Below are 12,495 nucleotides of genomic sequence, written 5' to 3' on the forward strand. Positions count from 1 at the left end.
TGGAGCGGGTGAAGGGAATCGAACCCTCGTCTTAAGCTTGGGAAGCTTCTGCTCTACCATTGAGCTACACCCGCGTTGGCCTCAATATAGGCCTGCATGTGAAAACAGGCAATACCCACCGACGTACATCCTTGTTGCACTAACGGTACCTGGGGTTTTCGGAGCCGTTGGTATTGATCGGATAACCTGACTGGAGAGTGCATGGATCCCTACCTCATACTGATCGGCGCCGCTATGCTCGTGATGAGCATCCTGCTCAGTCCGCTGTCGAGCCGGGTGGGCATGCCGGTGCTGCTGATATTCCTCGGGGTAGGGATGTTGATGGGTGAAGACGGGGCCGGCGGCATCCGTTTTGATGACTTCGAACTGGCTTTCGTGATCGGAAACCTGGCCCTCGCCGTGATTCTGCTGGATGGCGGTATGCGCACCCGGGCCGAAACCTTCCGGGTGGGCCTCAAGCCAGCCCTGTTGCTGGCCACAGTCGGTGTGTTCATTACCGCTATACTGGCAGGGCTTTGTGCCTGGCTGGTTTTCGACCTGCACTGGATGGTTGCCCTGCTCATCGGCGCCATCATCTCATCCACGGATGCGGCGGCCGTTTTCTCCCTGCTGCAAGGCCACGGGCTTCATCTCAACGAGCGGGTCAGCGCCACCCTTGAGATCGAGTCCGGCAGCAACGACCCCATGGCAATCTTTCTGACCCTGATGCTGGTTAGTATGCTCAGTGCCGGGGGCGCCTCGTCATTGACAGACGGCCTGGCCATGCTGGTCAGCCAGTTCGGAATTGGCGCTGTAATCGGCATTCTGGGTGGGTTCCTGATTGTCGAGCTGGCCAACCGGGTGCGGCTGACCGCGGCACTCTACCCGCTGATGGTGGGGGCCGCGGGCCTATGTGTTTTCGCCGGCACCAACATCCTGGGAGGAAGTGGGTTTCTGGCGATCTACCTGGCGGGCGTCATTGTGGGCAACCGGCCTGTGCGGATGATGCCCATGATTCTTCAGGTCCACGACGGTCTGGCCTGGCTGGCCCAGCTCTGCCTGTTTCTGATGCTGGGCCTGCTGGTCAGCCCGTCTGACCTGTTACCACTCATCGGCGGCGGTCTGATCCTCGCCCTGGTACTGATCTTCGTGATCCGGCCGCTGGCGGTGTTCAGCACCCTGTGGCCCTTCGGTTTCAATCGCAGGGAGTTGCTGTTTATCAGCTGGGTGGGTCTGCGGGGGGCCGTACCCATCGTTCTCGCCCTGTTCCCGATCATGGCCGGCCTGCCGGAAGCCAGGGATATCTTTCATTTCGCGTTCTTTATTGTTCTGGTGTCCCTGGTGGTTCAGGGTAGCTCCCTGGCCCCACTGGCCCGCAAGCTCAAACTGGAAGTGCCGGCCACCGGCGAGCCGTATCGCCGCCTGCCCCTGGATGTACCCGCCGCCGGCGACCATGAGCTGATGCTGTTCCCGTTACGGGGGGATCGCTGGGACGATCCACGTCCTCTGGGGCAGCTTAAGTTGCCGGACAACACCTCCATTGCGGGCGTCTTCCGCAACCGGCAATGCCTCGCCCCGAGCCCTGACCTTGTTATCTCGAAGGGCGACGTGGTGGCCGTCTTCGCGGTGTCTGGCTCCCTGTCGGAACTGGGCAAATCCCTTTCGGGCAAGCAGGCGCCCCGGCACCTGGCTGAGCGCGCCTTCTTTGGCGACTTTGTCCTCAATGGCGATGCCCTGCTGGGGGATGTGGAACAGGTCTATGGTATTGAGTTCGATGAGCTGCCCCCGGAGCTGTCCCTGGCCGAATGTTTTGCAAAGCGCACCAAGGGCCACCCGGTTGTCGGGGACAAGGTTACCCTGGGCCCGGTGGTGCTGGTGGCCAGGGCTACGGAGTCAGACCGGGTCACCAAGGTGGGCCTGAAGATGACCGACTCCTGAGCCATGAAATAAAACGTGAGACACTGAGATTCTTTGTGACATATACCCACAAATGTTACCTACGCGTAATCTCAGCAATATGCTATAACATGGCGAAATTGTGATCATTTCGACTGAAGCCTGACAAACGATGATGGAAACACCGGTTTTATTCCGCAAGCACCTGATGACAGCGCTGTTCACTGCGCTGGCATTGTTTGCCACAGCGACCCACGGTACGGAACTGCGGACGCTGGCCATGGCCGAGCCGCCGCCTGCCATCGGCAAGATCGGCACGATCAGTGAAGTGGTGGTACGCAAGGAAGAGCGGCGCCTGTACCTGCTCTCCGGCGAACGGGTGGTCCGCGACTACCGGATTTCCCTGGGCAAGACGCCAGAAGGCCACAAGCTCTACGAGGGCGACAGCCGCACGCCTGAAGGTACCTACACCCTCGATTTCCGCAATCCCAACAGCGATTTCTACAAATCCATCCGCATTTCCTACCCCAGCCCGAAGGACCGGGAGCTCGCGGAGGCCTGGGGCCTCAACCCCGGGGGCAATATCATGATCCATGGCCTGCCCAATGATGTGGGCGACATGGCGTTTGCCTATCAGGGGCTGGACTGGACCGACGGCTGTATTGCAGTAACCAATGAGGAGATGGACGAGATCTGGCAGTTGGTGGGTGTGGGCACTCCCATCCGGATTTTGCCCTGATCAGTCCGAAAAGCCCACGGATTCAAAAAGTTCCTGAAAACAGACTTACGTTTATGTAATTACCTAAGAAGTTTTACGTATCCCGAGTTAACATTTTTATCGGGAGTGTTTTACACTGTCACTGAATCCGGCGGTAAGCCGTCGGACCCGATTTAACAGGATGTTATTTATTCAGAACTTCTGCACCACAGGAAGTATAACGACCAATAAGGGGATTCAAGACATGCGTAAGTTGACGATCGCAGGGTTTGCACTGGCCACCGCACTGACTGCCGGCTGTGCCACTACTGACCAAGCCGCCATTGATGAGGCTAATGCAACTGCCAGCTCTGCCGAGCAGACAGCAAGCAACGCCCTGAGCACTGCCAACAACGCTGACCGCAAGGCCAACACCGCCCTGCGTCGCGCAGAGCAGGCCCTGGCAGAAGCCAAGGAAGCTCAGAAATCTGCAGACGAAGCCAACGAGCGCGCTGCTCGCATGCTTCAGCGTTCCAGCCAGAAATAAGGTTGGATAGCATCTGCGAAAAAGGCCGGCATTTGCCGGCCTTTTTTTCATTCTGTGACTCGTCCTGAGACCTCTTAGGCAGGCGCCCCGTCCGGCCCCTCCGGCTTCGGATTATCCGTCACTGGCCCCGGTTTTCCTCCAGCTTTGCTCCTGAATGTTTCCATGATGTCCATCGGTAACGGGAACACGATCGTAGACGAATTGCTGGTACTCATATCGGCCAGGGTCTGCAGATAACGCAGTTGCATGGCACCTGAATCCACTGACATCACCTGGGCAGCTTCCACCAGTTTCTTCGAGGCCTGCAGTTCGCCCTCCGCATGGATGACCTTGGCGCGACGTTCCCGCTCCGCTTCCGCCTGACGGGCAATGGCGCGAATCATGGACTCGTTCAGATCCACGTGCTTGATTTCCACATTGGCCACCTTGATACCCCAGTCCTCGGTCTGGGCATCAATGATCTCCTGAATATCGGAATTGAGCTTGTCCCGCTCCGACAGCATTTCGTCCAGGTCGTGCTTGCCCAGAACGGAGCGCAGCGTGGTCTGTGAAAGCTGACTGGTGGCTGACCCGAAGTCTTCAACCCGCAGTATCGCCTTTTCCGGATCAACCACCCGGAAGTAAAGTACGGCGTTGACCCGGACTGTGACGTTATCCTTGGAAATCACATCCTGGCTGGGCACATCCAGGGTGATCACCCGCAGGTCAACCCGCACCATCTGCTGGATACCGGGTATGATAATGATCAGCCCAGGCCCCTTTACCCCCTGAAAACGGCCCAGAAAGAACACCACGCCTCTCTCGTATTCCGGCAGGATCCGGATCGCAGAGCCCAGAATGAGTAACAGCACCACCAGCGGTGCAATCCAGGGAATCAGTTCACCTATCATAAAGCCTCCTTACGGCCAGTATCCGCATTTTCCGGACGGACCTTTACAGTGAGGCCCTCCAGTGACTGTACGCGTAACCACTGCCCCTCAACGACGGGGTCGTTACTGATGGCATTCCAGCGCTCGCCGGAAAGTCGGACGTGCCCCTGATAGTAGTCGTCCTCCCGGGAAAAATCCTCCAGCGCCCGGCAGCGCTCCTCCGTCATATGCTCGGCGCCTACGGCGGGAGACCTTCGTCTGAGCCCGATAAACCGGGTCACGGTCCACAGGATAAAGCCGCCGGCCACCGCCGCAGTTCCGCCCACGGCGGGCAGCGAGATTTCCTGGTGTGAGCCATCCATGAGAATCACTGAACCCAGAACAAAGGCCACGATGCCGCCCACCCCCAGCATGCCGAAACTCGGCATGAAGGCCTCCCCCACGATAAAGGCAAGCCCCAGCAGAATCAGCGCCAGCCCGGCGTAATTTACAGACAGTACCTGGAAGGCAAACAGGGCCAGCAGCAAACAGATAGCGCCAATCACACCGGGATAGAGGCTACCGGGATTGGCCAGCTCGAAAATAATGCCGTAGAAGCCGATGATCATGAGAAAGTAGGCGACGTTGGGGTCCGTGATCACCGATAACAGACTGGTTCGCCAGTCCGGCTGCTGGCGCACGATGGCGAGATTTTCCGTATCCAGGGTGCGGGTACCCGAGGCCATGACTACATCGCGGCCATGGATCTCGCTGAGCAGCTCGTTGAGGTCAGAGGCGACAACGTCAACCACACCCAGTTCGAGGGCTTCTGTTGCCCCCAGGTTGACCGCTTCCCGAACAGCCTTCTCGGCCCAGTCAGCATTGCGCCCATGGCGCTCCGCCAGACCCCGGATATAGCTGACCGCATCCTCCATGACCTTGCGCTCCATGGCGGTACCGCTGTCAGCGGAATTGGATGCTTCGTCGGCCGATTCCTCCTCACCGGAGGCTGGCTCATTGCCGGAGTCGTCCGGTGCCTGATCGGAACCAGGCACACCACCCATCTGGACCGGTGTGGCGGAACCCAGGTTGGTCGAGGGGGACATGGCGGCAATGTGGCTGGCATAGAGAATATAGGTGCCCGCGCTGGCTGCCCGGGCACCAGCGGGTGTCACCCAGGTAACCACCGGCACATCAGAGCCCAGTACCGCCTTGATCAGCGAACGGGTCGATTCCATCAATCCGCCGGGGGTATCCAGCTGCAACACCACAAGGGCAGCACCCCTGGCTTCGGCGTCGTCGATACCCCGGATCACGTAATCCATGGTGGCGGGGCCTATGGCCCCGTCAATTGTCAGCACAACCGCGCTACGGTCACCGGAGGACTGGGCAAACACCCACTGACCAACGCTCAGGGTGAGACCAAGCAACACCAGCCCCAGCCAGAGGCCATAGCGATAGCGGGATGGGCGGGCCGAGGCTGTCAATGATTCCATTAGCTGCTCCCTTACGTGAGCCGCCCCGAAACCGGGGCCGACATTCTACCCCCGCCACCCATCCCTGTGCTCAGAACCAGCGTTGGGGCGAGCCCGGGTCCGGGTTACCGGACGACCGGCCAGATTGTTCTGACGTCTGATTGCTGGCGGCACTGGCCGCCTCGGTATCGCGACTGGCCAGTTGCGTTACCCTCTCACCAATCATACGCGGAATACCGTCAGCCTGATCAACCACCTGTTCCACAACCCGGCGCTGGATCTCAAGTTCCTTGTTTTCTTCAGTGTAAACCTCAAGTGCCTCAGCCACCTGCTGCCACAGACGTTCTTTCTCTTCTTCCGGGTAGGCCTCCCGGGCACGATGCACTTCCAGCCAGAGCTGCCCGTTACGCAAGCCTACCTTGACCGGCTGATGGATGACCTGAACCGGGGTACCCTTGGGCACCTCCTTCACAAAGCGGGAAATGTCGTCGTTGTACATACGGAAGCAGCCATGGCTGACCTGCATGCCGACACCAAACCCCTTGTTGGTCCCGTGGATGAGGTAACCATCCTCACTCAGCATCAGGGCATGGGTTCCCAGGGGATTGTCCGGTCCGGGAGGAATCATCCTCGGAAGGTATTCGCCACTGGCTTCATATTCGGCCCGGATGCTTGCCGGCGGGTACCAGGCCGGTGATTCAAGCCCCATGGTGACTTCAGCATCGGTCAGCGGCGAAGGGTTCTCCTCCGTTCCCACACCCACGGGGAACACCTGCACGCCACCATCGCGGAAGTAATAGAGGCGGTACTCGGCAAGGTTGATCACAATCCCCTCCCGGCGGGAGTCCGGCAGCACATACTTGCGGGGCAGGGTGATCCTGGTGCCGTCACCCGGTAGCCAGGGGTCCACTTCCGGGTTGGCCTTTACCAGCTCCAGGTAACCCAGACTGCGTTGAGTACCGATTTCGGCAAAGGTGTCTTCGTACCGGGTGGTCATCATCTGCAGCTTGCCCGCCAGATCATCTTCCAGCACCCATACCGGCGATCGGCTGCGACTGTCCGTCGGGGTGATCTTTTCAACGCTTGCACCGGCAGTGCTTTCCAGAGGAGTGCCGCCCCGGGCCTGTCCGGATGCGGGAGATTGCTGTGCAAAAACCACACCTGCAGCACCCCACGCCACCAGGCCGGTGACCATCAATGCAATACCAGTATTCAGGGTTCTAGCCATTATGGGTGTTCCCGGTCGATATACCCGGCCCCTCGAGGCCGGTCTGTTCGTATTATCCTGTTTGACGTTCCCGTGCCCGCACAGTTCCGTGCACCGGCAACGCCAGGCCTTATCAAAGGCCGTTGAACGCGGCCACCACCGTGATGATCGCCAGCACCACAAACAGGATACTGGCACCAATCCTGGCTGTCGCCATGGGCATGCGCTCCATCAGCCATTTGCCGGCAAGGATTACAGGCACATTGGCCACCAGCATACCAATGGTGGTCCCCACGATCACCCAGAAGGTCTCATCATAACGTGCCGCCAGCACTACAGTGGCAATCTGGGTCTTGTCGCCAATCTCTGCCAGGAAGAACATCACCGTGGTAGCGGCAAATGCCCCAAGCCCCAACAGCCTGGAATCCCCGCCATCGTCCTTGTCCGGAAACAACAGCCACAGGGCAATGGCCACGAAACTGGCCGCCACCAGCCAGGGCACCCAGGCCTGTGGCAGCCAGCTGGCCACCCAGGCGCCCAACAATGCCGACAGGCCATGGTTAACCAGGGTCGCAACAAGAATGCCAAGAATGATCGGCGTACGGCGATGAAAGCGGGTAATCAGAAAGAGGGACAGCAGCTGTGTCTTGTCACCGATCTCGGCAATAAACACAGACAGGGTCGAGGCGAGAAAAGCATCCATAGCACTGAAAATCCGGGGCGGAGCGTGACGACATGAGGAACGGCCACCCTCCACCCACGGAAGTGACTGTTCCCCAGGTCTTGTCAGTTCCGCTGACTGCTGCCAGTCTCACCGGCATTTCTGCAGCACAATCGCAGCACTTCACAGCAGTGCAGGAACGTGATGGCCACGGAGATGTGCTCCGATCATGTTGACCACCACCCGCAACCGGTCGCGGTTACGGAGACTACTCCCCTGAAGGAGGCGCAAGCATAGCGGGCCCGCCGCCAAAACTCAACCGGGCCCGGGATGCCTACTTTTTCAGGTCTGCAGCATTTTCCATGACCCGCTCGAAGACATGCAGGGCAACTTCCAGGTCCTTGTCTTCGATACCCTTGAGCATCTCGTCCCGCAGCACGTTGCCCCGTTCATTAAGATCGCTCATGAAGCGCTCGCCGGCGCTCGTCAGGTACAGTCGCCGGGCCCGGCGGTCGCGCTTGCAGGGCCGCCGCTCGATCAGGCCCTGTTCCTCGAGGCTGTCCAGCAGTCGCACCAGGGTCGGGTTCTCTATGGCCATCAGGTGCGCCAGTTCCCGCTGGGTGAGCCCTTCGCCACCACGCTGGAGGTACACCATGGTGGACCAGCGCGCCTGGGTAACACCCAGGTCCTTGAGGCGTTCGTCCAACAGCTTGCGCCAACGCCGGGTTACCCGGGCGACGGCAAATGGAAACTGATCTCGGAGGGTTTGCGGGTCCATGTCACTGTCCTGTTACTGATGATTCAGCAATAGTAAGCTAATCATTGAGACGAACACAAGTTACACATTGATCAGGTTTGCCTCAGGTCAATATGCTACCCGCACCCTTACGCGGATTCCCGCGCCAGCTCGTTGGCTTCCGCCTCCGGAGAGACATGGAACTCCTCGTTACGTGGGTCGATTTCCGCCAGTACCGGCGAGGCTTCCGGCATGGCCGCCACAAAGTGCTCCTGCTCCTCCACAGGCACATCCGGGGTATGACTGATGCGGTAACTGGTCGCAACCGCCAGCACCAACAGAAAGCCGGCGCTGCCCCAGAACAGTCCGGCCGGCCCCAGAACACTCATCAGTTCGGCCATCACCACCGGACCAATCACACTGCCGATACCGTAACTGAGTAACAGGGTGGCGCTGGCCGCTACAATGCGATGGGATTCCATACGGTCATTGGTAATGGCTACGGCAATGGGGTAAAGGGTGGCGGAGAGTCCGGTAAACAGGCCCACCAGCAACATGAGGACTGTCAGGTTGGCGCTGCCAACCACTGCCACGGTAGCGGCCGTAGCGGCCGCCGCCACGGCGACAATGAACATCACGCGGCGACGGTCAAAGGTGTCGCAGATACGCCCCAGGGGCCAGGCCAGGATCATCGCTGCCACAATCGCTGCTGCCATGAAAAACGAGGTACGGGATACGTCGAGGCCGGCCATGGTGGCGTAAACCGGCCCCAGCGCGTAGAAGCCTCCAATCAACACACCGCAGGTGAGTGCCCCGGCCATTCCGGTGAACGACTCCCGGGCCAGGGTGAAGAAGGACATGCGCTCCGCTGTCTCGATATGGGGCGCTTCCATACGGGTCAGGGACAGGGGAATCAGCGCCAGCGTCAGCAGGATCGCCGCCAGCGTAAAGGGCATGAAATTGGCGGGATCGCCCAGATTCACCACCAGCTGGCCCCCGGCAGCAGCGATGTAGAACACGATCTGATAGACCGCGAACAGTGCTCCCCGGTTACTGTTGGTTGCCCGGCTGCTGAACCAGCTCTCGATCACCACCAGCACCCCCGCAATGCTGAACCCGGACAGGCCCCGCAAGAGCGCCCACAGGACCATGGTCACCGAAAGGGGATAGACCAGGGCGGTGACCGCAGCCAGCGCCGCAAATACCGCAAACGCCCGGATATGACCGACACGGGCAATAACGTGGTGCACGTAGAGCGTACCCAGCACAAAACCCACGGAGTAACACACCAGCACCCAGCCGATAACCGAAGGCTCCACCGATTCGATACTCAGGCGGATACCCAACAGCGTTGTCAGAAACGCATTGCCGCTGACCAGAAGAATAATACTTATGATCAGCGCCGACAGGGACGCCACCATTCGGGTCATCGGGAAGTCTCCGGAAACAAGTTCAGAGCGGGGTCAGGGCCCGGCAGCAGTGAATGTGCAGCTGGCTAACAGACAGCAAACTTGATTTAAGCATCCGATAACAAAAACAGCCATTACGCAGTTGCCGAAACGCTGCCGGACTGAACATAAAAACACCTCTGCAAGTCGCGCCACGACTGCGTTTCACAAAATTTTACATTAATCGCCCGTAACACACTGAACTATGGTAATGCTGCTAACATCGGTCGGGTGATCATGGATCGGTCGCTGTCGACCAGACCTCTGTTAGCCATCACCAAGAGCCCGACATTATGAAAAAAACGGAATGGCCCATTCGCTGGGATCTGCTGCTGCGTTATCGCCTGATAGAAACCGTTGCCCTTTGGGAAGGTCGTCTCACCACCAACCACATCTGCCACGGCTTCGGCATTGGCCGTCAGCAGGCGTCAAAGGACATCAATACCTATTTGCGGGAACTGGCACCCGGCAACCTGGTTTACGACAGGCATCTGAAAGGCTACATCCCGGCTCCGGATTTCCAGCCCGTAGTGACCCGGGGTGAGCCTGAAGAATATCTGGAGCTGGCTTGCCGGCACCAGTCACTGAGCAACTGCTTCGAAAACCTCGATATCGGGCTGCCGGACAGCTGTGTGGTGCGGGCCCCCTGCGGTCAGGCAAGTCCCGAGGTTACCCGCGCGGTGATCACCGCCTGTCGTCAGAAACGCAAACTGGAAGCACGCTACCTTACACTTGAAAACCCTGACGGGGAGACCCTGGTGCTGGAGCCCCACACCCTGGTCATGACCGGTCAGGGCTGGCACGTGCGCGCCTGGAATGATCGCCGTCAGGGCTTTGGTGACTACCGCCTCAGTCGGCTAACCGGTCAGGTCCGGGTCGCCCGGGACAAGTCCCGTCACCGGGAAGAGCACGACGAGCGCTGGAACCGGATGATCAGCCTCAAGGTGCAACCGGCTTCGGGGCTGGACGCTGCCAGTCGTCGCCTGGTCTGTGCCGACTATGGCATCGATGACACCCCCCTGGAGGTACGCTGCCGGGAGGCCATGGTACCCTGGTTGCTTCCCATGCTCGGGCTGCCTGCTGGTGGTCGTGAGGAAGATGTACCGGGCCGCCAGCTGGAGCTGTCCAATGGAGATACCCTGCCGGCCTGGCTGAAAGCCCCCAGCCGCAGCAAGGCTGAAGAGACTCAGCCAGATACCGTATAACCGGTGTGTTGCGGCCCGAGGGGCCAGGAGGCAGCGCAGTAGCAATGCTGAAAACAGTGGCTGTACTCGTCCTGCTGATTCAGGCCGTCCAGGCCGGCGCTCAGACCTGTGGCGGCCCCCGCACGGCGATATCCGCGGTCCAGGGCCCGGGTGACACGACGCCACTGTCCGGACAGACCGTCACCGTCGAAGGCATCATCACCCTCGACCTCCGACAACCCGGTGGCTTCAAGGGTTTCTATCTTCAACAGGCCGGCCCTGAACAGGATGACGATCCGTCCACTTCGGAAGCGGTCTTCGTCCACACTCGGGCGGAGGATGGCCGACCAGGCGACCGGGTACAGTTGCGAGGCAAGGCAGGCGAATACTATGGCCTGACCTCACTGAGCCAGGTAAAAGCCATTACAGTCTGTGACTCGCCAGGCTTACCGCTCCCCGTGGCATTCCACCCCGGGCAAACACCTGCGGACATTCGCGAGCCTCTAGAGGGCATGCTGGTCCATGTTGAACAGCCACTGACCGTCACTGACACCTGGAACCTGGCCCGTTACGGCGAACTGGCGCTGGCGCCTGAAGTGCAGTGGGTGCCCACCCAACTGGAAAAACCTGCCCCCGGCCTGGCACGCCGTCTCGACGCACAGGAGCAGGTCAGGTTGCTGCTCGATGACGGCCACCGACGACAGAACCCCCGCCCCATACCCTGGCCGGCGGGCAATCTGGCACCGGATAATACGGTGCGAGTAGGGGACCAGGCTGGCCCCCTGACCGGCATTCTCGACTACCGGTTCGGACACTGGCGGCTGCAGCCCCTGGAGCCACCTGACTTCCACTCAACAGAACCACGTTCGCCCGCTCCCGGACGGCATGACAACGCCAATCTGAGGGTCGCCTCACTCAATCTGGGAAACCTGTTCAATGGCAACGGCCAGGGTGGCGGTTTCCCTTCCCCCCGGGGCGCACGAACCCATGGGGCTTACCAGCAACAGCTGGCGCGCCTCACGGCCCAGATCACCGCCATGGACCCGGACATCCTCGCAGTATCCGAGCTGGAGAATGACGGTTACGGGGCCCAAAGTGCCATAGCACACCTCTCCCGGCAGCTGGGAACACACTGGCACTTTGTGAAAGGCTCAACCGATTCCTACAGCGACGAGATCCGCAACGGCATACTCTATCGGTCAGACCGGGTGCGCCCGGTGGACGCCCCTCAGCTGCTCAACAGGGGGGCTTTCCGGCAATGGCACCGCCCGGCCCTGGTCCAGCGTTTCCGGAGGGCAGAGGGCAGCGAGTCCCTCACCATCGTCGCGGTACACCTCAAGTCCAAGAGTTGCCGCAACGCTCCCCAATCCCAGCTGGACACGGGAGACGGTCAGGCCTGCTACGCCGGGGCCAGGGCCGATGCGGCCCGGGAACTGGCCCGGTGGACATCCGGCCTTGGCGCTGACCGGGCCGGGGTATTAGTGGTGGGAGATCTCAATGCCTATGCCATGGAGGACCCGCTAAGGATACTGACCGCAGCCGGATACCAGGACCTGATTCGCGAGTTTCACGGCGTGCGTACCCCTACGTTCCGCTTCCACGGCCGGCTGGGTACCCTGGACTACCACCTGGCCAACGATTCAGCCAGACAGCAGGTGGTGGCCAGTCACGTCTGGGCTGTTAACGCTGAAGAGCCCAGAATCTGGGCCTACAACGCACCGGGGGGCCTTGATCTGCCGCCGGAGCATGTCTGGCGGGCATCCGACCATAATCCGGTGATTACCGACCTGCGGCTCGACACCAGGTAACAGCCAGCA

The 12,495-nt window shown here is 60.2% G+C and carries 11 protein-coding genes and 1 tRNA gene; 5 read left to right on the plus strand and 7 right to left on the minus strand.

Features of this window, described 5'->3' with window-relative positions; all coding sequences use genetic code 11:
* Positions 1-74, minus strand: a tRNA-Gly gene (locus ACESMZ_RS06070).
* 127 nt (positions 75-201) lie between these two features.
* Between ACESMZ_RS06070 and ACESMZ_RS06075 the strand changes: the two genes are divergently transcribed.
* The 3 genes from ACESMZ_RS06075 (at position 202) to ACESMZ_RS06085 (ending at position 3,119) form a co-directional block, all read left to right on the plus strand.
* Positions 202-1,917, plus strand: coding sequence for a potassium/proton antiporter (locus ACESMZ_RS06075; RefSeq protein ID WP_372958868.1), 1,716 nt, complete (start codon positions 202-204; stop codon positions 1,915-1,917).
* Between the two features lie 238 nt (positions 1,918-2,155).
* Positions 2,156-2,614, plus strand: a complete 459-nt coding sequence (locus ACESMZ_RS06080; protein ID WP_372958870.1) for a murein L,D-transpeptidase family protein — start codon at positions 2,156-2,158, stop codon at positions 2,612-2,614.
* Positions 2,615-2,837: 223 nt separating this feature from the next.
* The gene (locus ACESMZ_RS06085; protein ID WP_372958869.1) at positions 2,838-3,119 is read left to right on the plus strand and encodes an Lpp/OprI family alanine-zipper lipoprotein; all 282 of its coding nucleotides are present in this window, start codon (positions 2,838-2,840) and stop codon (positions 3,117-3,119) included.
* Positions 3,120-3,193: 74 nt separating this feature from the next.
* Here ACESMZ_RS06085 and ACESMZ_RS06090 read toward each other — a convergent pair whose 3' ends face one another.
* The 6 genes from ACESMZ_RS06090 to ACESMZ_RS06115 all read right to left on the minus strand — a co-directional run bounded on the left by ACESMZ_RS06090 (position 3,194) and on the right by ACESMZ_RS06115 (position 9,476).
* Positions 3,194-4,009, minus strand: coding sequence for a slipin family protein (locus tag ACESMZ_RS06090; protein ID WP_372958811.1), 816 nt, complete (start codon positions 4,007-4,009; stop codon positions 3,194-3,196).
* Positions 4,006-5,463, minus strand: a complete 1,458-nt coding sequence (locus ACESMZ_RS06095; RefSeq protein WP_372972347.1) for an NfeD family protein — start codon at positions 5,461-5,463, stop codon at positions 4,006-4,008. The genes ACESMZ_RS06090 and ACESMZ_RS06095 overlap by 4 nt, the downstream gene beginning before the upstream one ends.
* Before the next feature lie 70 nt (positions 5,464-5,533).
* The gene (locus tag ACESMZ_RS06100; RefSeq protein WP_372958813.1) at positions 5,534-6,670 is read right to left on the minus strand and encodes a L,D-transpeptidase family protein; all 1,137 of its coding nucleotides are present in this window, start codon (positions 6,668-6,670) and stop codon (positions 5,534-5,536) included.
* Between the two features lie 112 nt (positions 6,671-6,782).
* A complete protein-coding gene (locus tag ACESMZ_RS06105) occupies positions 6,783-7,352 on the minus strand; it encodes a TMEM165/GDT1 family protein (RefSeq protein ID WP_372958814.1) in 570 nt (189 codons plus the stop codon).
* A gap of 292 nt (positions 7,353-7,644) precedes the next feature.
* On the minus strand, positions 7,645-8,088 hold the full coding sequence (locus ACESMZ_RS06110; protein ID WP_372958815.1) for a MarR family transcriptional regulator: 444 nt from the start codon (positions 8,086-8,088) through the stop codon (positions 7,645-7,647).
* Positions 8,089-8,195: 107 nt separating this feature from the next.
* Positions 8,196-9,476, minus strand: a complete 1,281-nt coding sequence (locus ACESMZ_RS06115) for an MFS transporter (protein ID WP_372958816.1) — start codon at positions 9,474-9,476, stop codon at positions 8,196-8,198.
* A 311-nt stretch (positions 9,477-9,787) separates the two neighbouring features.
* Here ACESMZ_RS06115 and ACESMZ_RS06120 point away from each other — a divergent pair, with 311 nt between their 5' ends.
* Positions 9,788-10,699, plus strand: coding sequence for a WYL domain-containing protein (locus ACESMZ_RS06120; protein WP_372972348.1), 912 nt, complete (start codon positions 9,788-9,790; stop codon positions 10,697-10,699).
* Between the two features lie 44 nt (positions 10,700-10,743).
* Positions 10,744-12,486, plus strand: a complete 1,743-nt coding sequence (locus tag ACESMZ_RS06125) for an ExeM/NucH family extracellular endonuclease (RefSeq protein ID WP_372972349.1) — start codon at positions 10,744-10,746, stop codon at positions 12,484-12,486.
* Positions 12,487-12,495 lie beyond the last annotated feature (9 nt).

The sequence above is a fragment of the Marinobacter sp. genome (assembly GCF_041690615.1).
Lineage (GTDB): Bacteria > Pseudomonadota > Gammaproteobacteria > Pseudomonadales > Oleiphilaceae > Marinobacter.

Coding starts and splice junctions, on each gene's coding strand:
- ACESMZ_RS06075 (WP_372958868.1), top strand. CDS start 202: ATGGATCCCTACCTCATACTGATCGGCGCCGCTATGCTCGTGATGAGC.
- ACESMZ_RS06080 (WP_372958870.1), top strand. CDS start 2,156: ATGGCCGAGCCGCCGCCTGCCATCGGCAAGATCGGCACGATCAGTGAA.
- ACESMZ_RS06085 (WP_372958869.1), top strand. CDS start 2,838: ATGCGTAAGTTGACGATCGCAGGGTTTGCACTGGCCACCGCACTGACT.
- ACESMZ_RS06090 (WP_372958811.1), bottom strand. CDS start 4,009: ATGATAGGTGAACTGATTCCCTGGATTGCACCGCTGGTGGTGCTGTTA.
- ACESMZ_RS06095 (WP_372972347.1), bottom strand. CDS start 5,463: ATGGAATCATTGACAGCCTCGGCCCGCCCATCCCGCTATCGCTATGGC.
- ACESMZ_RS06100 (WP_372958813.1), bottom strand. CDS start 6,670: ATGGCTAGAACCCTGAATACTGGTATTGCATTGATGGTCACCGGCCTG.
- ACESMZ_RS06105 (WP_372958814.1), bottom strand. CDS start 7,352: ATGGATGCTTTTCTCGCCTCGACCCTGTCTGTGTTTATTGCCGAGATC.
- ACESMZ_RS06110 (WP_372958815.1), bottom strand. CDS start 8,088: ATGGACCCGCAAACCCTCCGAGATCAGTTTCCATTTGCCGTCGCCCGG.
- ACESMZ_RS06115 (WP_372958816.1), bottom strand. CDS start 9,476: ATGACCCGAATGGTGGCGTCCCTGTCGGCGCTGATCATAAGTATTATT.
- ACESMZ_RS06120 (WP_372972348.1), top strand. CDS start 9,788: ATGAAAAAAACGGAATGGCCCATTCGCTGGGATCTGCTGCTGCGTTAT.
- ACESMZ_RS06125 (WP_372972349.1), top strand. CDS start 10,744: ATGCTGAAAACAGTGGCTGTACTCGTCCTGCTGATTCAGGCCGTCCAG.